Raw genomic sequence first — 20163 nt, forward strand, 5'->3', positions numbered from 1 at the left:
CGATCCGCAGGGGGGCTTCCCGGCGGAAGATTTCAGGTGGTCAGCAGCGGGCGGGTCTCAGTGACCCTCTTCGAGCGCTCCGCTGATGTAGAGGGAGGTGAGGAGGGTGAAGATGTACGCCTGCAGGAACTGGATCAGGACCTCGAAGGCCGTCATGCCGATGGCGAGGACGAACGATCCTCCGGCGAAGGCGGACATGATCGAGGGCGTCAGCAGGTACCAGCTCGCGACACTGAACATGACGATCAGCATGTGGCCGGCGAACATGTTGGCCCACAGTCGCACCGCGAGCGTGAACGGCCGCGTGATGACGTTCTGGAGGAACTCCAGGAAGACGATCAGCGGCACCAGGGGCTTCGGCAGACCCTCCATGTAGGTCAGGTGCTTCCAACCACCCAGGAAACCGTGCGTCTTGAAGGTGAGGTACATGTACGTCACCCACACCAGCACGGCCAGGGCCACCGGGTACGCGAAGCGCGACGCCACCGGGAACTGGGCCAGCGGGATGATGGACATGATGTTCATCATCCACACGAAGAAGAAGATCGACGTCAGGAAGGGGACGAACTTGTCGCCCTTCTTGCCGATGACGTCACGCGCGATGCCACGCGCGATGAAGGTGTAGCCGATCTCGCCGACCAGCTGCAGCTTCGTGGGGACCAGCTTCGGCTTGCGGAACGCGGCCCAGAAGAAGCCGATCACCAGCAGCATGCAGATGATCGCCAGCAGCATCGGCTTCGTGAAGTCGAAGCTGCCGATGCTGAAGATCGGCTTGAAGTTGAAGGAGTCGAGCCCAGGGGCCGGGAAACCGCAACCAGAGGGGGTGATGTGACACCCGCTCGCAACGAGCGTCGTGGAGGGGCTACTCACCCTTGACTCCTTCGTCGTGAAGCATCAGAACTGCAACCTTGTGTGTCGGCGCGACGGAGGACCGCCGCAGTTCGGCACCGTGATCGGGTTGTCCGGGGCCACTCGCTCCCCTGACGCACGAGGGTCAGGGAGGGGGCTCCGGAATCCGGACGATAGCAGATGTCTTGGTACTACCTTTACGCGGGCCTTACGTCCCGTTGCCCGAGCCGCCTGACTTGCTCTGGGGCCCGTCAGGCTTGCCGGCCGAGGTGTCCACGTAGAGGGTCTTGCTCTTGAGCGTGAAGTACACCTGCCCGCCGACCCAGGCCAGCAGGGTGGCCAGCAGGGAGAACCCGAACGCACGACCGTTGAAGAACGAGGCGTTCTTGAAGACCACGATGAAGACGCCGGCGAGCAGCATCTGCACCGCGTACACCAGGAGCCCGGCCATCAGCACCGTCTGCGGACGGTCCCGAGTGAGCCTCATCAGTGCCGCGAACCCACCACCGAACACCACCAGGGCCACGGCCAGCGCGATCAGCGCGCCGACCAGTCCCTTGGAGCCCGCGAAAACCGTGCTGAGCACCAGCGCGAGGATTCCGACGGGTGCTGCCACCAGGGCACAGCCGCGAAGGATCCGGGCGTCGTTGGACAACATTGTCGTGGCTCCGGAGCGATGAGGTCGTGAGTTACAGCAGGGTGGGTTGGGACGGAGAGCCGGGTCGAACGACCTTCTCCCATAAGGTCCTTCGGCAGCTCACCCGATGTCGTGAACGGTATCACAAGCTATTTGGCGCAGTCTTTACTTTCTTGGTGTGCTCCTTGACACACGCACTGCACCGGAGCCGGATCGTCCCGAAGTGCCCGAATGGTGCCCCACCGCATGGGAGCCCGTACCGATCTGGTCGAGCAGCTCCTCATCCGCCGTGGTCAGCGACGATGCCACCGGAATGGGATCGTCCACGATCTCCTTTACCGGCCCATTGGTAAGAACATCACTTACCTTTGCACTCTGCCGGTAGCGCGGCGGCAGGAAGCGCTCCGCCACCCGGGGCGCGTGCGGCCGGAAGCGCGGCAGCAGCAGAAGCAGGATGCCGATCGCGCACAGCACCAAAGCGACCTTGATGGCCAGCAGTTCGGTGCGGCTGGCCGAGAAGGCCACGGTTCCGAAGGCGAGCAGAGCCGCCCAGAAGTACATGATCAGGACCGCGCGGCTGTGGGAGTGGCCGAGCTGCAGCAGGCGGTGGTGCAGGTGCTGCTTGTCCGCGGCGAAGGGCGACTTGCCGGCCCAGGTGCGGCGGACCACCGCCAGGATCAGGTCCGCGAGCGGGATCGCGATCACGGTCAGCGGGAGCAGCAGCACGATGTAGACGGGGACCATCGCGTGGACGGTGGCCGTCCCGCTCTGCGTCTGCATGGTGATCACGTCGGGGTCGACACGACCGGTGATCGAGATCATGCAGACCGAGAGCACCAGCCCGATCAGCAGCGCACCGGAGTCGCCCATGAAGATCCGGGCGGGGTGGAAGTTGTGCGGCAGGAAGCCGATCACCATGCCGACCAGGATCACGCTGAACAGTGCGGCCGGCGCCGCGTCGGGCACCGAGTACCCGTACCAGAGCCGGTAGGCGTAGACGAAGAACGCGAGGGCGGCGATGCAGACCATGCCCGCCGCCAGGCCGTCCAGACCGTCGATGAAGTTGACCGCGTTGACGCTTATGACGACCAGCGCCACGGTGATGAAGGTGCCCCACATCTCCGGCAGCGCGAACGTGCCCACACCGGGGATCGGCAGCCAGAGCACGGTCAGGCCCTGGTAGACCATGACGCCCGCGGCCACCATCTGACCGCCGAGCTTGACCAGCGCGTCGACACCCCACTTGTCGTCCAGCACACCCAGCACCCACATGATGGTCGCGCCGGACAGCAGCGCCGGGACGTCACCGGTGCCCTGGAAGACGTACTTGAGGGTGTCCAGATGGTCGGCCGTGAGCAGGCCTGCGACGAGACCGCCGAACATGGCGATCCCACCGAGTCGTGGCGTCGGCTCCTTGTGCACGTCGCGGTCACGGACCGGCGGCATGGCGCCCGCGATGATCGCGAACTTCCTCGCCGGACCGGTCAGCAGATAGGTCACCGCCGCGGTCACACAGAGCGTCAGCAGGAACTCACGCACCAGAGTCCTCCTGTGCTGCGCTGGACACCCCCGAGATATCGGCAGAGCATAGCCGTCCCGTCCATGAGCGGTCGCCGGAATCAAGGTGCGTCACGGGCACACCCTAATCAGAGAGACGCCGACTCCCCGCATTGCGGTTTTGTCGACAGGGTAGGGAAACGCTCCGCCAGGGCACGCACACGTTCGGCGACCGATCCGGAATCCGGTTCCTGAATTGCGGAGCGGATGAGGAGGGCGATCTCGGACATCTCCGGCTCATCCATCCCCTGCGTCGTCACACAGAGTGTCCCCAGCCTGACCCCCGACGCGGACGCGGGCGGTACCTCCTGGAACGGGACGGCGCAGTGCCCGAGCAGCAGACCCGCCCGTTCGCACCGCTGTTCCACCTCCCGTCCGGTCAGCCCGAGCGCGCGGGCGTCGACGGTGACCAGGTGGGTGTCGGTCCCGCCCGTCAGCGGGCGCAGGCCGTACCCGTCCAGCGCGGCGGCCAGCGCCTGGGCGTTCACCACGCAGCGGCGCGTGTACGCGGTGAAGGCGGGCGTGGCCGCGCGTCCGAGCGCGTAGGCCTTGGCGGCGAGCTGGTCGACCATCGGCCCGCCCTGGATGAAGGGGAAGACGGCCCGGTCGATCCGCTCGGCCAACTCCCTGGTGCAGAGCAGCAGTCCGCCCCGCGGACCGCCCAGCACCTTGTGCGTGACCCCGCACACCACGTCCGCGTACGGCACCGGCGACGGGATCGTCCCACCGGCGGAGAGCCCGAGCGTCTGCGAGGCGTCGGCGACGAAGTGCGCGCCGACCTCGTCGGCGATGGACCGGAACGCCTCCCAGTCGATCGCCCGCGGGTACGAGATCGCCCCGGCGACCAGCACCTTCGGGCGCACGGTGCGCGCCAGGTCGCGCACCTGGTCGAGGTCGATCAGCCCGTCGCTCTCGCGCACGCCGTATCCGGTGACGGAGAACCAGCGTCCGGAGAAGTTCGCCGACGAGCCGTGGGTGAGGTGCCCGCCGTGCGCGAGCGACATCGCCAGCACGGAATCCCCCGGCCGCAGCAGGGCCGCTGCCACGGCGAGCACGGCGCCGGTCCCCGAGTGCGGCTGCACGTTGGCGTGGTCGGCCCCGAAGAGCGCCTTGGCGCGCTCGACGGCGAGCTCTTCGACCGCGTCGGCGGGGCCGCAGCCGGTGTGGTGTCGCATGCCCGGGTAGCCCTCGGCGTACTTGTCCGCGAAGTCGCTCCCGAGGAGCGCGTGCACACGGGGGGAGGAGAAGTTCTCTCCGGCGAGCAGTTGGATCTGCGTCCGGCGGCGGTCCCGCTCGGCGTCGAGCAGCGCGTCCAGGGCGGGATCCGGCTCGTCAGGGAAGGCAGCAGCCCGCGCCGGTTCGTCGCTCGTCACCAGGGTCGCCATGGCCGCGCTCACCTCCGGTGCAAACGGTACGCCGGAGGCGGCAGAGACGCCCGTGCGCACACGCCCGCATAGGGCCAGTTGCGCTACTGCGGGGCGCGGGGACTCATGCGCGGCGAGGCCGTTGCACACCTGCGGGGCGCGGGGCTCTGCGGATATGCGGCTCCGCCGCGCGGGCGCGAGAAGCCACCGGCGGACCTGGCACGCCGAACGAGCAGGGCCATCCGCACCGGGTGGTGGCTCGCGCACGCAGTTGATCAAGCAGAGCCCCGCGCCCATGGGAAAGTGCAACGTCCGCTCTGCCCGAACGGACCGTGCTCAGACCCGAACCCGGGTAACGCCCGTGAGCGCGGTGACGATCGGGTCCAGCGCGTCGAAGATCTCCGATCCGCAGTTGCGGAACATGCCCAACGGCGCCCCGTACGGATCGTCCACCTCGTCCGCCTCCGGCGAAGCCGCCAGGAGCCAGCCGCGCAGCGCCGCCGCCGCGCGGACGAGGACGCGTGCCCGCTCCGCCAGCGCGCCGGGCTCGACGGAGTCGTCGGGCAGGGTCGCCGGGTCGATGGCCCGGACGAGGCGGGTGAACTCCTTCAGGGTGAAGGTGCGCATGCCGGCGTCGTGGCCCATGGAGATGACCTGGGCCCGGTGGTCGCGGGTGGCGGTCAGCACCAGGTCGGCCTCGATGACGTGCTCGTCGAGCAACTCGCGGCCGATGAAGCCGGACGGGTCCGCGCCGAACTCGCCGAGGATCTCCGCCGCGTTGGACTCCATCGGAGCGCCCTCGTGGCCCCAGGTGCCGGCGCTCTCCACCGATATCTCCGAACCCACGCGCCCGCCCAGACGGACCGTCAGCTCATGCAGGGTCAGCCGCTCGGCGATGGGCGAGCGACAGACTCCGCCCGTGCAGACGTAGAGGATCCGGAATCTTCCGACGCGCTGCTCCGCGCCGTGGGCGTAGGGACGCGGAGTGGGGCGTATCGGCCGGACGCGACCGGTCAACTCCCGGCCTCCAGGTCGGGTACGACCTCCCGGAGCTGCTCCAGCGACACCGCGCCCGCGCGCCGCAGCACGGGGACCTTGCCGGTCACGTCGACGATGGACGACGGGACCGCGTGGTCCGCACGGCCCCCGTCGAGGTAGACCGAGACGCTCTGGCCGAGCTGCTCCTGGGCGGCGTCGCAGGTCGCCGGGGACGGGCCGCCGGTCAGGTTGGCGCTGGAGACGGCCAGCGGGCCGGTGGTGTTGAGCAGTTCGATGGCGACCGGGTGCAGCGGCATCCGGACCGCGACCGTGCCGCGGGTCTCGCCGAGGTCCCAGCGCAGCGACGGCTGGTGACGGGCGACCAGGGTGAGCCCGCCCGGCCAGAACGCGTCGACCAGCTCCCACGCCGATTCGGAGAAGTCGGTGACCAGCCCGTGCAGCGTGGTCGGCGAGCCGACCAGGACGGGGCTGGGCATGCTCCGGCCGCGGCCCTTGGCGGCCAGCAGCTCGCCCACGGCGTCCGCGGAGAAGGCGTCGGCGGCCAGGCCGTAGACGGTGTCGGTGGGGATGACCACCAGCTCGCCCCGGCGGATCGCGGAGGCGGACTCGCGCAGACCGGCGGCACGCTCGGTCGCGTCGGCGCAGTCGTAACGACGACTCATCGGTGGAATCCCTTCCTAGAGGACGGCGCGGCGCGCGGTGGCGAAGCGGGGGCGGTTGTTCAGGTCGCGGTGGTCGGCGGCGTCGGTCCAGCCCGCCTCCTCGCGGAAGATCCACGGCACCAGACCGCCCTGCGTGTCCGCGTGCTCGACGACGACCACTCCCCCGGGCCGCAGCAGCCGCGCGGCCACGCGCTCGATGCCGCGGATGGTGTCGAGACCGTCCTCGCCGGAGAAGAGTGCCATCTCGGGGTCGTGGTCGCGAGCCTCCGGCGCGACGTATTCCCACTCGGTCAGCGGGATGTACGGCGGGTTGCTGATGACCAGGTCGAACTGGCCGCTCAGCTCGGGCCGGTCGACGAACGCCTTGGTCGCGTCGCCGCGGATCAGCTCGATCCGGGACGCGTCCGGACTGGCGTCGACGTTGCGGCGGGCCCACGCGTAGGCGTCGTCGGACATCTCCACGGCGTGGACCCGGCTGCGCGGCACCTCCTGGGCCAGCGCCAGCGCGATCGCGCCCGAGCCGGTGCAGAGGTCGACCACCAGCGGCTCGGCCACGTCCATGTCGCGCAGGGCGTCTATCGCCCAGCCGACCACCGACTCGGTCTCCGGACGCGGCACGAAGACCCCGGGGCCGACCTGGAGCTCCAGGTAGCGGAAGAACGCCCGCCCGGTGATGTGCTGCAGCGGCTCGCGCGCCTCGCGACGGGAGACGGCCTCCCAGTAACGGGCGTCGAAGTCGGCGTCCTTGACGGCGTGCAGCTCGCCGCGCTTGACGTCGTGGACGAAGGCCGCGAGCTCCTCCGCGTCGAAACGCGGCGAGGGCACGCCTGCGGCAGCCAGCCGCTGGGTGGCCTGGGCCACCTCGGCGAGGAGGAGGTTCACGTGCGTGCCTCTCTTGCGGTCCTTCGGGTTCTACTCGCTGCGCCGGCGGCGGAGCGCCGGTGCGGCCGACGGGCTCAGGTCGCCTCGGCGAGCCGCGTGGCGGCGTCCTGGTCGACGGCGGACTGGATCACCGGGTCGAGCTCGCCGCCGAGCACCTGGTCCAAGTTGTACGCCTTGTAACCGGTGCGGTGGTCGGAGATCCGGTTCTCCGGGAAGTTGTAGGTGCGGATCCGCTCCGAGCGGTCCACCGAGCGGACCTGGCTCCGGCGGGCGTCGCTGGCCTCACGGTCCGCCTCCTCCTGCGCCGCCGCCAGCAGACGGGAGCGGAGGATCCGCATGGCCTGCTCCTTGTTCTGGAGCTGGCTCTTCTCGTTCTGGCAGGACGCGACGATACCGGTCGGCAGGTGCGTGATGCGCACGGCGGAGTCGGTGGTGTTGACCGACTGGCCACCCGGACCGGACGAGCGGTACACGTCGATGCGCAGGTCGTTCGCGTTGACCTCGACCTCGACCTCCTCGGCCTCCGGCGTGACCAGCACGCCCGCGGCGGAGGTGTGGATCCGGCCCTGCGACTCGGTGGCCGGCACGCGCTGCACGCGGTGCACACCGCCCTCGTACTTCAGCCGCGCCCAGACGCCCTGGCCGGGCTCGGGGTTGCCACCGCGGTACTTCACCGCGACCTGGACGTCCTTGTAGCCGCCGAGGTCCGACTCGTTGGCGTCGATGATCTCGGTCTTCCAGCCCTGCTTCTCGGCGTAGCGCAGGTACATGCGCAGCAGGTCTCCCGCGAAGAGCGCGGACTCCTCGCCGCCCTCACCCGCCTTGACCTCCAGCAGCACGTCCTTGTCGTCGCTCGGGTCACGCGGCACCAGCAGCATCCGCAGGCGCTCGGTGAGCACCTCGCGCTGCGCCTCAAGGGCCTTGATCTCGGCGTAGAACTCCGGGTCCGCCTCGGCGAGCTCGCGGGCGGTCTCGATGTCCTCGCCGGTCTGACGCCACTCGCGGTAGACCTTGGTGATCGGCGTCAGCTCGGCGTAGCGCTTCGTCAACTGACGCGCGGCGGCCGGGTCGGCGTGCACGGCCGGATCGGCAAGACGCTCCTCAAGCGTCGCGTGCTCGTTGAGGAGCTCCTCGACTGCCTCGAACATGGGAGCTGGGCCTTCTTCCGCAAGTGGGATGGAACCGGTGAAACCTTCTCGTCAACGCGAACGGCGCCGACCAGGGCGCACCCGGGAAACCACGGGTACGCCCGGCCGGCGCCGAAAGGCCGCTACTGCTGCTTGGCGGCGTGCTTCTTGCCGAAGCGGGCCTCGAAGCGGGCCACGCGGCCACCGGTGTCCATGATCTTCTGCTTGCCGGTGTAGAACGGGTGGCAGGCGGAGCAGACCTCGGCGCGGATGACGCCGGACTGCTCGGTGCTGCGCGTGGTGAACTCGTTGCCGCAGGTGCAGGTGACCTGGGTGACCACGTAGGTGGGGTGGATCTCGGCCTTCAAGGGATGCTCCTATGTTCTGGGAGGGCACCGGGTCGTGCGGCGGGCTGCCGCGCGTGAACCGGGACCGACGTACCAGTCTGCCAGGGACTGCCGTCATGCTCCAAAACGGGGTTCGGGCCACGGATATTCCGGGGCCCGGAGTTGCGCCCCCGGACCGTGCGACCGGCCCCTGTGCCTGAGGAAAAGCCCGCGACCCCGGGCCCTTTCGGGCCCGGGGTCGCAGTGCTGAGCGCGGAGCGTCGGGTCAGTCGTCCTGGCCCGGGGTCGTCTTCGCGATCTGCATGAGGAACTCGGCGTTGCTCTTGGTCTGCTTCATCTTGTCCAGCAGCAGCTCGATCGCCTGCTGCGAGTCGAGCGCGTGCAGCACCCGGCGCAGCTTCCAGACGATCCGCAGCTCGTCCGGCGACATGAGGATCTCTTCCTTACGCGTGCCGGACGGGTCCACGTCCACCGCGGGGAAGATGCGCTTGTCGGCGAGCTTCCGGTCGAGCTTGAGCTCCATGTTGCCGGTGCCCTTGAACTCCTCGAAGATCACCTCGTCCATGCGCGAGCCGGTCTCGACCAGCGCGGTGGCCAGGATGGTCAGCGAGCCGCCGTTCTCGATGTTGCGCGCGGCGCCGAAGAACTTCTTCGGCGGGTAGAGCGCGGTCGAGTCGACACCACCGGACAGGATGCGGCCGGAGGCCGGCGCCGCCAGGTTGTAGGCGCGGCCCAGGCGGGTGATGGAGTCCAGCAGCACGACCACGTCGTGGCCCAGCTCCACCAGACGCTTGGCGCGCTCGATCGCGAGCTCGGCGACGGTGGTGTGGTCCTCGGCGGGACGGTCGAAGGTCGAGGAGATGACCTCGCCCTTGACCGAGCGCTGCATGTCCGTGACCTCTTCCGGACGCTCGTCGACGAGGACGACCATCAGGTGGGTCTCGGGGTTGTTGTGGGTGATCGCGTTGGCGATCGCCTGCATGATCATCGTCTTGCCGGTCTTCGGCGGCGCGACGATCAGACCACGCTGGCCCTTACCGATGGGTGCGACCAGGTCGATGATGCGGGTGGTCAGCACGCCCGGGTCGGTCTCCAGGCGGAGCCGGTCCTGCGGGTACAGGGGCGTCAACTTGTTGAACTCAGGCCGGTTGCGGCCGGGTTCCGGGTCCGTGCCGTTGACCGAGTCGAGGCGGACCAACGCGTTGAACTTCTCGCGGCGCTCGCCGTCCTTCGGCTGGCGGACGGCGCCGGTGATGGCGTCACCCTTGCGCAGACCGTTCTTGCGCACCTGGGCCAGCGAGACGTAGACGTCGTTCGGACCGGCGAGGTAGCCCGAGGTCCGGACGAAGGCGTAGTTGTCCAGGATGTCCAGGATGCCGGCGACCGGGATCAGGACGTCGTCCTCGCCGACCTGCGGCTCGGCCGGACCTTCGTAACCACGGTCACGGCCACGGCGGTTGCGGTCGCGGTAGCGGCCACGGCGCCGACCGCCGAACTCGTCGTCCTCGAAGTCGGTGTCCTTCTGGCCGCCCTGGCGACCCTGCTGACGGCCACCTTCCTGGCCGCCCTGGCCACCCTGCTGACGGCCCTGACGGTTGCCGTCCTGGCCCTGCTGGGGCTGGCCGCCGTCGGTGCCCTGCTGCTCACGGCGGTCGCGACGGCTACGGCGCTCGCGACGGCCCTCACGGCCCTCGCCGCGGTCACCGCGGTCGGCACGGTCACCGCGCTCGCCGCGCTCACGGGTCTCGGTCCCGGTCGCAGCCTGAGCCGACTGGGCGGACTCGGCGGCGGCCGGAGCCTGCGCCTGAGCCGGCGCGGCCTGGGCGGAGGCCTGCGCGGCCTCGGTCGCGACACCGGTCGCGGCGGCGGCCGGGGCGCCCTCGGGCGAACCCGCCGGAGCGGTGGCACGACGGCTGCGACGCGCCGGACGCTCCGCGGTGGTGGGCGCAGCGGTGGCGCCGACCGTGGCGGGCGCGCTCTCGGCCTTGCTCTGCACCGGGATCTCGATCTGCTGCTCGGCGGGCGCGGCAGCGGCGGCGCGGGACCGCGTCGTGCGGCGGGCCGGGGCGGCGGGCGCGGTCTCGGTGGCGTCGTCGGCAGCCGGCGTGGCAGCGGCGGCGGAGCGTGAGGAGGCACGCTTCGCGGCGGGAGCCGCGGCGGAGGCGGCGAGCAGCGGGTCGCCGCCGCTCTTCTCCTTGATGGCATCGATCAACTGGCTCTTGCGCATCCGGCCGGTGCCGCTGATGCCGAGGCCGGAGGCGAGCTGCTGCAGCTCGGCGAGCACCATGCTGTTCAGCCCGGTGCCCGTGGTCCGACGGCGCTTCGGCGCGGGGGCCGTGCCGGCGTCCGACGCGTCAGCGTCCGGGCGCGCGCCCATCAGATCGGTGGTGTCGCTCACGAAGGGTCCTTCCCTGGAGCGGACGTCGGCCTTTCTGGCTCGGCGACCGGTCGTGCTGTCCGCCCTGTGGTCTTTTGGCAGGGCGTGGCTGCGATAAAACGATGGAACCCACTGCGTACGTGCGATGTGTCAGTGTCAATGGCGCTGCGCACGAACGCGTCCGGGCCCCCTGCGCGTGTACGGCTCCGGCTCCAGGCCCCTGCTCGGAGGCGGTTCTTTAGCCGACACGGCGTCGGGATGCGGTCACAATGGCGCAGGCAGGCTGCGTACGCGATGTGGCGGGCTCCCGGAGAATTGCTGTCCCAACGGTGGGGACGCCGCGCACCCGGCCCCGCAGGGCCCCTGGTGCTGACATGAGATTAACACTACTGGACCCAACAAACATTCCCCCACTCTGCGAGTGTCAATCGTGTCCCCACTTTCCCGAGGTATTCCCGGCACCGCCGTTCGCAGATCCGCCCCGACCTGTGGATCCTGTGGAGATCTGCCTGTGGAGATCTGCCCCGTGGAGATCCCTGGGCAGATCTCCCGGTGCGGATCGACGTGTCATTGCGACAACGGCAGTACCGCGGCTCCCTCGGTGTCCAGCGCCAGCCGGTGCGCGGCCCAGCCCTCGCCCGCGAAACCGAGCACCTTCTCGGCCGTGCTCGCGTCCGTCAGGGCCAGCACCGTCGGTCCGGCGCCGGAGATCACGGCGGCGATTCCCTCCGCACGCAGGCCCGCGACCAGCGCGGCGCTCTGCGGCATCGCCGGAGTGCGGTAGTCCTGGTGCAGCCGATCCTCGGTCGCGGGGAGCAGCAGCTCCGGACGCCGGGTGATGGCCTCCACCAGCAGCGCGGCGCGGCCGACGTTGGCGGCGGCGTCGGCGTGCGGGACGGTCCCGGGCAGCAGACCACGTGCGACCTCGGTCAGCACCGGGTCCCCGGGAATGAAGACCACGGGAACGACCTCGCGGTTCGGCGTGAGGGTGACCGCGTGCGCGCCCGAGCCGGGCGTCGGCGTCCCCTCGCCGTCGAAGTCGTCGGTCCAGGCGATGGTGAAGCCGCCGAGCAGACAGGCGGCGACGTTGTCGGGGTGACCCTCGATCTCCGAGGCCAGCGCGAGCGTCGCGGCGTCGTCGAGGGCGTCGGTTCCGCCGACGGTCACCGCACGCGCGGCCATGATGCCGGCGCAGATGGCGGCGGAGGAGGAGCCGAGTCCGCGTCCGTGCGGAATGCGGTTGGCGCAGACGACTTCGAGACCGCGCGGCTGTCCGCCCAGCCGGTCGAAGGTGGCGCGCATCGCGCGGACGACGAGGTGGCGCTCGTCGCGGGCCAGCGTGTCCGCGCCCTCACCGGCGATGTCGACATGCAGACCCGCGTCGGCGACGCGCACGACGAGGTCGTCGTAGAGGCCGAGGGCGAGGCCGAAGGAGTCGAAGCCGGGCCCGAGATTGGCGCTGGTCGCGGGAACCCGCACCCGTACTGCGGCGGCGCGGAAGGCGGGGCCTGCCATTGCGTGGACTCTCCTGCGGGAGTGGGTACGACGAAACCCGATGCAAGCGTGCAAATCAGCGCATGCGCTTGGGGTATGACGCCAGGGTAGCGAAAAGGGGCTGTTCAGCGGTACACCTCGACACGAGGTGTGTCTGCCTGTCCGGACGGGGAACCAGGCGGATGCTCAGGGGCGCGGGCGCTCCTGATGTGCGGCTCTACTGATGTGCGGCCCTGCTGACGTGCGGCGCCGCCGCAGGGGCGCGGGGCTCCGCCACGTATCGGCACAGCCCCGCGCCCCGGACGGTGCGGCTACCTGCGGGAGCGAAGCACTCAGGCCAGACCGAGACGCTCCGCCGCTGCCGCGGCGTCGATCGGGACGACCGTCGGCTGGGGCGCGCCAGCGACCGCCCAGTCGGGGTCCTTGAGGCCGTTGCCGGTGACCGTGCAGACGATCCGCTGGCCCGGGTCGATCAGGCCCTGCTCGTGGGCCTGGAGCAGACCCGCGACCGACGCCGCCGAGGCCGGCTCCACGAAGACGCCCTCGCGGGAGGCCAACAGCCGGTAGGCGGAGAGGATCTGTCGGTCCGTCACCTTGTCGATAAGGCCGCCCGACTCGTCGCGTGCGGCGATCGCGTAGTCCCACGAGGCCGGGTTGCCGATGCGGATCGCGGTGGCGATCGTCTGCGGCTTGAGGACCGGCGCGCCGTCCACGATCGGGGCGGAGCCGGACGCCTGGAAGCCGAACATGCGCGGCGTCCTCGTCGCCATGCCGTCCGCCGCGTACTCGCGGTAGCCCTTCCAGTAGGCGGTGATGTTGCCCGCGTTGCCGACCGGCAGCACGTGGATGTCGGGGGCGTCACCCAGCATGTCGACGATCTCGAACGCGGCCGTCTTCTGGCCCTCGATCCGGACCGGGTTGACCGAGTTGACCAGCGCCACCGGGTACTTGTCGGACAGGTCGCGCGCCAGCGTCAGGCAGTCGTCGAAGTTGCCGTCCACCTGGAGGATCTTCGCGCCGTGGACCAGCGCCTGGCCCATCTTGCCCAGCGCGATCTTGCCCTGCGGCACCAGCACCGCGCAGACCATCCCCGCCCGGACCGCGTACGCCGCCGCGGACGCCGAGGTGTTGCCGGTGGACGCGCAGATGACCGCCTGCGCGCCCGCCTCCTTGGCCTTGGAGATGGCCATGGTCATGCCGCGGTCCTTGAAGGACCCGGTCGGGTTGGCACCCTCGACCTTGAGGTAGACCTCGCAGCCCGTGCGCTCGGAGAGCAGCTGGGCCGGGACGAGCGGTGTGCCGCCCTCGAGCAGCGTCACCACGGGCGTTGCGGCGGTGACCGGGAGCCGGTCGCGGTACTCCTCGATGAGGCCGCGCCACTGAGGGGTGTGCTGGAGGGTGGTGCTCATATCGGGTTACTCCCCTTCGACACGCATGATGCTGGCCACGCCACGGACGTGGTCATGAGTGCGCAGTTCGGCGACGGTGGCGGACAGCGCGGCGTCAGTGGCGCGGTGCGTCACGACGACAAGCGAGGCATCGCCGTCCCGGCCCTGCTGGCGGACGGTGTCGATGGACACCCCGTGCTCGGCGAAGACCGTGGCGACCTGGGCGAGGACACCTGCCTTGTCGGCGACGTCCAGACTGACGTGGTAGCGGGTGACCACGTCGTCCATGGGGTTGACGGTGAGCTGAGCGTACGCGCTCTCGCCCGGTCCCGTCGCACCGCCCACCTTGTTGCGGCAGACCGCGACCAGGTCGCCGAGCACGGCGGACGCGGTCGGCGCGCCGCCGGCGCCGGGGCCGTAGAACATCAGCTGACCGGCCGCGTCCGCCTCGACGAAGACGGCGTTGTAGGCGCCGCGCACGGAGGCCAGCGGGTGGCTGAGCGGGATCATCGCCGGGTGGACGCGGGCGGTGACCGACTCCTCGCCGTTCTCGTCCTTGGAGCGCTCGCAGATGGCGAGCAGTTTCACCACGCAGCCCATCGCCTTGGCGGAGGCGATGTCGGCGGCGGTGACCTCGGTGATGCCCTCACGGAAGACGTCGCCGGCGGTGACCCGGGTGTGGAAGGCGATACCGGCCAGGATCGCGGCCTTGGCGGCGGCGTCGAAGCCCTCGACGTCGGCGGTCGGGTCGGCCTCGGCGTAGCCGAGCGCGGTGGCCTCCTCCAGCGCCTCGGAGTAGCCCGCGCCGGTGCTGTCCATCTTGTCCATGATGAAGTTGGTGGTGCCGTTGACGATGCCCAGCACCCGGTTGACCTTGTCACCGGCCAGGGACTCGCGCAGCGGGCGGATCAGCGGGATCGCACCGGCCACGGCGGCCTCGTAGTACAGGTCCGCGCCGGCCTTGGCCGCGGCGGCGTGCAGGGCGGCTCCGTCGGCGGCGAGCAGCGCCTTGTTGGCGGAGACGACGGACGCGCCGTTCTCGAATGCCGAGACGATCAGTGAACGCGCCGGCTCGATACCGCCGATCACCTCGATCACGACGTCGATGTCGCCGCGCTTGACCAGCGCCTCGGCGTCGGTGGTGATCAGGTGCTCCGGCACGCCCGGACGGGCGCGTCCGGCCCGGCGTACGGCCACGCCTGCGAGCTCCACGGGCACCCCGATGCGCGCCTCCAGATCGGCGGCGTGCGTCGTCATGATGCGCGCCACCTCGGAGCCCACTACTCCACAACCGAGGAGCGCCACCTTGAGCGTACGCATCATCCGACTCCGTTCTGCACGGGTTTGACCACTGGGGAACGTGCTGTTCTGTACGTATGTCTGTACGTGTGTGTCGTGCTGTTCTGTCTCAAGTCTCGGCGACCGGGCCGCCGATCTTCCTGTTGTTCCACGGACTGAGACGCAAATTCCGCTGGTCGATACCGGACGGCAGCAAATCCTCTCGCCGCCGTCCGGAGCGACACGCTGACCGGGCCGTATCTCAGCCCGCCGCTCAGCCCACGTCGAGGCGGAGCAGGTCCTCCTCCGTCTCGCGGCGGACGATGACCCGGGCCTGGCCGTCGCGGACCGCGACCACCGGGGGCTTGAGCGCGTGGTTGTAGTTGCTGGCCATCGACCGGCAGTACGCGCCCGTGGCGGGCACGGCCAGCAGGTCGCCGGGGGCCAGGTCGTCGGGCAGGAACGCGTCGCGGACCACGATGTCGCCGGACTCGCAGTGCTTGCCGACCACGCGGCTCAGCATCGGCTCCGCGTCCGAGGCGCGGGAGACCAGCGCCACGCTGTACTCGGCGTCGTAGAGCGCGGTACGGATGTTGTCCGACATGCCGCCGTCGACGCTGACGTAGGTGCGCAGGCCCTCGAGCGGCTTGATCGTGCCGACCTCGTAGAGCGTGAACGCCGTCGGGCCGACGATCGCGCGGCCCGGCTCGACCGACAGACGCGGGATGGCCAGGCCCTCGGCGGCGCACTCGCGGCGGACGATCCCGGTCAGCGCGGTGGCGATCTCCTGCGGCTCGCGCGGATCGTCCTCGCTGGTGTAGGCGATACCGAGACCGCCGCCGAGGTCGATCTCGGGCAGCTCGACACCGTGCTCGTGCTTGACCTCGGCCAGCAGGCCGACCACGCGGCGGGCCGCGACCTCGAACCCGGCCATGTCGAAGATCTGCGAGCCGATGTGCGAGTGGATGCCGACCAGCTCGACGCCGTCCAGCGTCAGCGCCCGGCGCACCGCCTCGGCGGCCTGACCGCCAGTCAGGGAGAAGCCGAACTTCTGGTCCTCGTGCGCGGTGGCGATGAACTCGTGGGTGTGCGCCTCGACGCCGACGGTGACCCGGAGCAGGATCTTCTGCCGCACGCCTTGCTGGTCGGCGGCCCAGGCCAGCCGGACCAGCTCCTCGAAGGAGTCCACGACCACGTGCCCGATCCCGGACTTGACCGCGTGCTCCAGCTCGGCGCGGGTCTTGTTGTTGCCGTGGAAGGCGATCCGCTCCGGCGGCATGCCGGCGGAGAGCGCGACGGTCAGCTCACCGCCGCTGCAGACGTCGACGCTGAGGCCCTCCTCGTGCAGCCAGCGGACCACGGCGCGGGAGAGGAAGGCCTTGCCCGCGTAGTAGACGTCCGCGTCCAGGTGCGAGAAGGCCTGCTGCCAGGCGCGGCAGCGGGACCGGAAGTCCTCCTCGTCGAGGATGTAGGCGGGGGTGCCGAACTGCTCGGCCAGCGCCCGGACGTCCAGCCCGGCGACGGTCACCGCGCCGGTGGCCTCGTCACGGGTGACGGTCTTGGACCAGACCTTCGGGTCCAGCAGGTTGAGGTCGGCGGGCGGCGCGGCGTAGTGGCCCTCGGGCAGCACGTCGCCGTGACGGGGTCCGGCCGGGTGGGCGGAACGGCTCATTGCTTCGGTTCTCCCTGCTGTTCTGCTGCTGTGCTTGCGCGCTCCACAACTGCTGTTGGTTACTCGTCGGTCACCGACTGCCGTGGGGCCCACTTGCGCGAGGGGCCCGAAACCGTCGTCCGGGTTGACGGTTTCGGGCCCCTCGCGCGGATTACATGCGTTCGGGGGCGGAGACGCCCAACAACCCGAGACCGTTGGCGATGACCGTTCGTGTGGCCTCCGCCAGCCAGAGCCTGGCGCGCGTCAGGTCGGTGACCTCCTCGTCACCACGCGGCAGGATCCGGCAGTTGTCGTAGAAGCGGTGGTAGTCGCGGGCCAGCTCCTCCAGGTAGCGGGCGACGCGGTGCGGCTCCCGCAGCTCGCCGGCGGAGGCCAGCACACCGGGGAACTCGCCGAGACGGCCGAGGAGTTGGTTCTCCCATTCGGTCGCAAGCAGCTCCGGCCGGAAGTCCTCCGCCGCGCCCTTGTCGATGCCCAGCTCGGCCGCGTTGCGCGCGACCGAGGACATCCGGGCGTGGGCGTACTGGACGTAGAAGACCGGGTTCTCGTTCGACTGGCTGGTGAGCACGTCGATGTCGAGGGTGAGCGTCGAGTCGGTGGGGACGCGGGCCAGCGAGTAGCGGGCGGCGTCCACGCCGATCCAGTCGACGACGTCGTCGATGGTGATGATGTTGCCGGCCCGCTTGGACATGCGAACTTCCTCGCCGTCCTTGAGCATCTTCACGAACTGCCCGATCAGCACCTCGATGTTGTGCGACGGGTCGTCACCGGCGCAGGCCGCGATGGCCTTGAGGCGGTTGACGTAGCCGTGGTGGTCGGCGCCGAGCATGTAGACGGTGACGTCGTTGCCGCGGTCGCGCTTGTTCAGGTAGTACGCGGCGTCGGAGGCGAAGTAGGTGGTGTCGCCGTCCGCCTTGATCAGGACGCGGTCCTTGTCGTCACCGAAGTCGGTGGTCCGCAGCCAGACCGCACCGTCCTTGTCGAAGACGTGGCCCTGCTCGCGGAGCCGGTCGACGGCCTTCTCGACGGCGCCGGAGTCGTGCAGCGACTTCTCGGAGAACCAGACGTCGAAGTGGGCGCCGAACTCGGCCATGGAGCGCTGGATCTCGGCGACCATCAGGCGCAGGCCCTCGGTGCGGAACTTCTGCAGTTGCTCGTCCTCGGCATCGCCGTTGGGCTCGGCGTTGGGGTCGGCGTTGGGCTCGCCCTTGGACTCGGCGTTGGACTCGCCCTTGGAGAGGTCGAGGATGCCCGGGTTCTCCTTGACGATCTCCGCGGCGATGTCGTTGATGTACTCGCCGACGTAGCCGTCCTCGGGCACCGGACGGCCGTTGGCGGCGGCCTGCAGCGACGTGCCGAACTTGGAGATCTGCACGCCGGCGTCGTTGATGTAGTACTCGGTGGTCACGTCCGCGCCGCAGGCGCGCAGGATGCGCGCGAGCGAGTCGCCGACGGCCGCCCAGCGGACACCGCCGATGTGGATCGGGCCGGTGGGGTTAGCGGAGACGAACTCCAGGTTGATCTTCAGCCCGGCGAAGGCATCCCCGTGGCCGTAGTGCGCGCCCTCGGTGACGATGGTGCGGGCCAGCTCGCCCTGGGTGGCGGCGTCGAGGGTGACGTTCATGAAGCCCGGACCGGCGATGTCGATCTTCGCAATCCCGGGCAGCTCTCGGAGCCTGGCGGCGACCAGCTCGGCCACCTGTCGCGGCGGCTTGCCGGCGGCCTTGGCCAACTGGAGCGCGACGTTGGTGGCGTAGTCGCCGTGGTCGCGGTTCTTGGGCCGCTCGACGGTCACCGTCTCGGGGACGGCGACGGTCATCTCGCCCGCCTCGACGGCGGCGCGGACGGCATCCTGGACTGCCTGGGAAAGCTCTGCGGGTGTCACGGGGCAAGCCTAGGCGAGAGGCGGGCCTTCCCTGGCATCAGTTCTGCCGAGTGAGACACCGCGTCCACCCGGCGAGCGGGATCCGGCGGTCGCTGCGCATCCACCTGCGCTTGCGATCCGGCCCGGAACGTTCGCTCACAGCGAACGACGCGCCCGCCCGACACCGGTCCGGCCGCCCGCCGCTCCGCCACCGCCGAGCACCTGCGCTCCGCCGGCCGCGCCGCGACGACCGCGGCGCTCCTGGCCGCAGGCCAACCGCCGCACCAGGGAGACCAGTTCCATGGGCTCGAATGGCTTGGCGAGATAGCCGTCGACGCCGGCGGACTCCCCGCGCTCCAGGTCCAGCTGCGTACAGGCACTGACGATCGCTATCCGCAGATGACTCGTCCGCGGATCGGCCCGCAGCCGCGCCGCCGTCCGCAGACCGTCCAGACGGGGCATCACCACGTCCAGCGTGATCACATCCGGCTGCACCGCATGCACCACGTCCAGACACTCGGCCCCGTCCACGGCGGTCACCACCTGAAAGCCCTCGAGCTCCAGATTGACCCTGATCAGCTGGCGGATCACCGCGCTGTCGTCGACAACCAGCACCCGCCCCGACTCGCCTGACACATCACTGAGGGTATGCGGAGGAACCACACTCCGTCTCCGTTTTGGGGACTTCCGCCGGAACTGGTTACGTCCCCTTCCGAAAACCACGTGCACGAGCAGGCGGTCTGGACTGGTAGTGTTCTCCACGTCGCAAGACAGTGCGCCCCCGTAGCTCAGGGGATAGAGCACCGCCCTCCGGAGGCGGGTGCGTAGGTTCGAATCCTACCGGGGGCACTTCGCACGAAGCACGCACAGGCCCAGATGACCGGGATGCCCGGTGAGTCTGGGCCTTCGTCATTTCCAGGGGAGCTTCAGTCACTCAGGGGTGGCTGAAGCCCAAGTCAACGGCGCCCCTCCTTCTCACGCGTTGGTGCGATTCCTACCGGAAGCCCGACGCTAGGCTGGAAGCAACGGCGAGACTCCGTCCCATGGGAGCACCGATGAGCGTCCTGCCCGAGGCATCCGAGCCCAACTGGCCGATCCCGCCTGAGGGCGGTTGGACCGCCGACGATCTCGACCGGCTTCCCAATCTGCCTCCGCACACGGAGCTGATCGACGGGAGCCTCGTCCGCGTGAGTCCGCAGACCATTTTCCACGTCCGGGCCATCGATTTCCTCAAGCAGGGGCTGGAAGCTGTGGCTCCGCCAGATCTGGAAGTGGTCCGGGAGTTCACCATCGACATCGACGGGCAGAACCGGCCGGGTGTCATTGTCGTGAGCGGCGACGCAATCGTGGATCCCGAGCAGACCCGATTCCCGGCTTCTTCGGTCAGGCTGGCGATCGAGGTGGTCTCCCCCGAGTCCACCTCCCGGGATCGGGAGACCAAGCCGATGAAGTACGCCAGGGCCGGTATTCCCCACTACTGGCGAGTGGAGAACGACAGGGGCCGAGCCGTGGTGTACGTCTTCGAGCTCGAACCCGCTACCCGGGTCTACGCCCCAACCGGCATCTTCCACGACCGTCTGAAGACCGCGGTGCCGTTCGCCCTCGACCTCGACCTCACTGCGATCACGCTGCGGCGTCACTGCGCGCAGGGGCAGTGACGCCGCAC

The 20163-nt window shown here is 69.8% G+C and carries 17 protein-coding genes and 1 tRNA gene; 2 read left to right on the forward strand and 16 right to left on the reverse strand.

Annotated features, from left to right (window positions below):
* Positions 1-57: 57 nt before the first annotated feature.
* From atpB to ABH928_RS01145, 16 genes are all read right to left on the reverse strand, one after another.
* On the reverse strand, positions 58-870 hold the full coding sequence (gene atpB / locus ABH928_RS01070) for a F0F1 ATP synthase subunit A (RefSeq protein ID WP_370060880.1): 813 nt from the start codon (positions 868-870) through the stop codon (positions 58-60).
* Positions 871-1057: 187 nt separating this feature from the next.
* The gene (locus tag ABH928_RS01075; protein WP_370060881.1) at positions 1058-1507 is read right to left on the reverse strand and encodes a hypothetical protein; all 450 of its coding nucleotides are present in this window, start codon (positions 1505-1507) and stop codon (positions 1058-1060) included.
* Positions 1508-1651: 144 nt separating this feature from the next.
* Positions 1652-3025 carry an MraY family glycosyltransferase gene (locus ABH928_RS01080; RefSeq protein WP_370060882.1) on the reverse strand — a complete coding sequence of 458 codons (1374 nt, stop codon included), beginning with the start codon at positions 3023-3025 and terminating at the stop codon, positions 1652-1654.
* Between the two features lie 107 nt (positions 3026-3132).
* Positions 3133-4428 carry a serine hydroxymethyltransferase gene (glyA, locus tag ABH928_RS01085; protein WP_370060883.1) on the reverse strand — a complete coding sequence of 432 codons (1296 nt, stop codon included), beginning with the start codon at positions 4426-4428 and terminating at the stop codon, positions 3133-3135.
* A 315-nt stretch (positions 4429-4743) separates the two neighbouring features.
* Positions 4744-5403 carry a protein-tyrosine-phosphatase gene (locus ABH928_RS01090; RefSeq protein WP_370061847.1) on the reverse strand — a complete coding sequence of 220 codons (660 nt, stop codon included), beginning with the start codon at positions 5401-5403 and terminating at the stop codon, positions 4744-4746.
* A 17-nt stretch (positions 5404-5420) separates the two neighbouring features.
* Positions 5421-6068 carry an L-threonylcarbamoyladenylate synthase gene (locus ABH928_RS01095; protein ID WP_370060884.1) on the reverse strand — a complete coding sequence of 216 codons (648 nt, stop codon included), beginning with the start codon at positions 6066-6068 and terminating at the stop codon, positions 5421-5423.
* Between the two features lie 15 nt (positions 6069-6083).
* Positions 6084-6950: a peptide chain release factor N(5)-glutamine methyltransferase gene (gene prmC, locus ABH928_RS01100; protein WP_370060885.1), complete on the reverse strand. Its 867-nt coding sequence runs from the start codon at positions 6948-6950 to the stop codon at positions 6084-6086.
* A 74-nt stretch (positions 6951-7024) separates the two neighbouring features.
* Entirely contained in the window at positions 7025-8098 is a 1074-nt protein-coding gene (gene prfA / locus ABH928_RS01105; RefSeq protein ID WP_370060886.1) for a peptide chain release factor 1, read from the reverse strand.
* A 122-nt stretch (positions 8099-8220) separates the two neighbouring features.
* Positions 8221-8445: a 50S ribosomal protein L31 gene (gene rpmE, locus ABH928_RS01110; protein WP_370060887.1), complete on the reverse strand. Its 225-nt coding sequence runs from the start codon at positions 8443-8445 to the stop codon at positions 8221-8223.
* Between the two features lie 244 nt (positions 8446-8689).
* Entirely contained in the window at positions 8690-10822 is a 2133-nt protein-coding gene (gene rho, locus ABH928_RS01115; RefSeq protein WP_370060888.1) for a transcription termination factor Rho, read from the reverse strand.
* 546 nt (positions 10823-11368) lie between these two features.
* Positions 11369-12316 (reverse strand): homoserine kinase, encoded by a 948-nt coding sequence (gene thrB, locus ABH928_RS01120; protein ID WP_370060889.1) that lies wholly within the window; start codon positions 12314-12316, stop codon positions 11369-11371.
* Positions 12317-12627: 311 nt separating this feature from the next.
* Positions 12628-13704 (reverse strand): threonine synthase, encoded by a 1077-nt coding sequence (gene thrC, locus ABH928_RS01125; protein WP_370060890.1) that lies wholly within the window; start codon positions 13702-13704, stop codon positions 12628-12630.
* A 6-nt stretch (positions 13705-13710) separates the two neighbouring features.
* Positions 13711-15006 (reverse strand): homoserine dehydrogenase, encoded by a 1296-nt coding sequence (locus ABH928_RS01130; protein ID WP_370060891.1) that lies wholly within the window; start codon positions 15004-15006, stop codon positions 13711-13713.
* A 229-nt stretch (positions 15007-15235) separates the two neighbouring features.
* Positions 15236-16633 (reverse strand): diaminopimelate decarboxylase, encoded by a 1398-nt coding sequence (gene lysA, locus ABH928_RS01135; protein WP_370060892.1) that lies wholly within the window; start codon positions 16631-16633, stop codon positions 15236-15238.
* A gap of 151 nt (positions 16634-16784) precedes the next feature.
* Positions 16785-18518: an arginine--tRNA ligase gene (gene argS, locus ABH928_RS01140; RefSeq protein WP_370060893.1), complete on the reverse strand. Its 1734-nt coding sequence runs from the start codon at positions 18516-18518 to the stop codon at positions 16785-16787.
* A gap of 135 nt (positions 18519-18653) precedes the next feature.
* Positions 18654-19133 carry a response regulator gene (locus tag ABH928_RS01145; protein WP_370060894.1) on the reverse strand — a complete coding sequence of 160 codons (480 nt, stop codon included), beginning with the start codon at positions 19131-19133 and terminating at the stop codon, positions 18654-18656.
* 141 nt (positions 19134-19274) lie between these two features.
* Here ABH928_RS01145 and ABH928_RS01150 point away from each other — a divergent pair.
* Together ABH928_RS01150 and ABH928_RS01155 are read left to right on the forward strand one after the other, a co-directional pair.
* Positions 19275-19346 (forward strand) — tRNA-Arg (locus tag ABH928_RS01150).
* Positions 19347-19552: 206 nt separating this feature from the next.
* Positions 19553-20155, forward strand: a complete 603-nt coding sequence (locus ABH928_RS01155; RefSeq protein WP_370060895.1) for a Uma2 family endonuclease — start codon at positions 19553-19555, stop codon at positions 20153-20155.
* The last annotated feature ends 8 nt before the right edge of the window (positions 20156-20163 follow it).

The sequence above is a fragment of the Streptacidiphilus sp. MAP5-3 genome, from assembly GCF_041262505.1.
Taxonomy (GTDB): domain Bacteria; phylum Actinomycetota; class Actinomycetes; order Streptomycetales; family Streptomycetaceae; genus Streptacidiphilus.

Coding starts and splice junctions, on each gene's coding strand:
- ABH928_RS01075 (WP_370060881.1), bottom strand. CDS start 1,507: ATGTTGTCCAACGACGCCCGGATCCTTCGCGGCTGTGCCCTGGTGGCA.
- glyA (WP_370060883.1), bottom strand. CDS start 4,428: ATGGCGACCCTGGTGACGAGCGACGAACCGGCGCGGGCTGCTGCCTTC.
- ABH928_RS01095 (WP_370060884.1), bottom strand. CDS start 6,068: ATGAGTCGTCGTTACGACTGCGCCGACGCGACCGAGCGTGCCGCCGGT.
- prfA (WP_370060886.1), bottom strand. CDS start 8,098: ATGTTCGAGGCAGTCGAGGAGCTCCTCAACGAGCACGCGACGCTTGAG.
- thrB (WP_370060889.1), bottom strand. CDS start 12,316: ATGGCAGGCCCCGCCTTCCGCGCCGCCGCAGTACGGGTGCGGGTTCCC.
- thrC (WP_370060890.1), bottom strand. CDS start 13,704: ATGAGCACCACCCTCCAGCACACCCCTCAGTGGCGCGGCCTCATCGAG.
- ABH928_RS01130 (WP_370060891.1), bottom strand. CDS start 15,006: ATGATGCGTACGCTCAAGGTGGCGCTCCTCGGTTGTGGAGTAGTGGGC.
- lysA (WP_370060892.1), bottom strand. CDS start 16,633: ATGAGCCGTTCCGCCCACCCGGCCGGACCCCGTCACGGCGACGTGCTG.
- ABH928_RS01155 (WP_370060895.1), top strand. CDS start 19,553: ATGAGCGTCCTGCCCGAGGCATCCGAGCCCAACTGGCCGATCCCGCCT.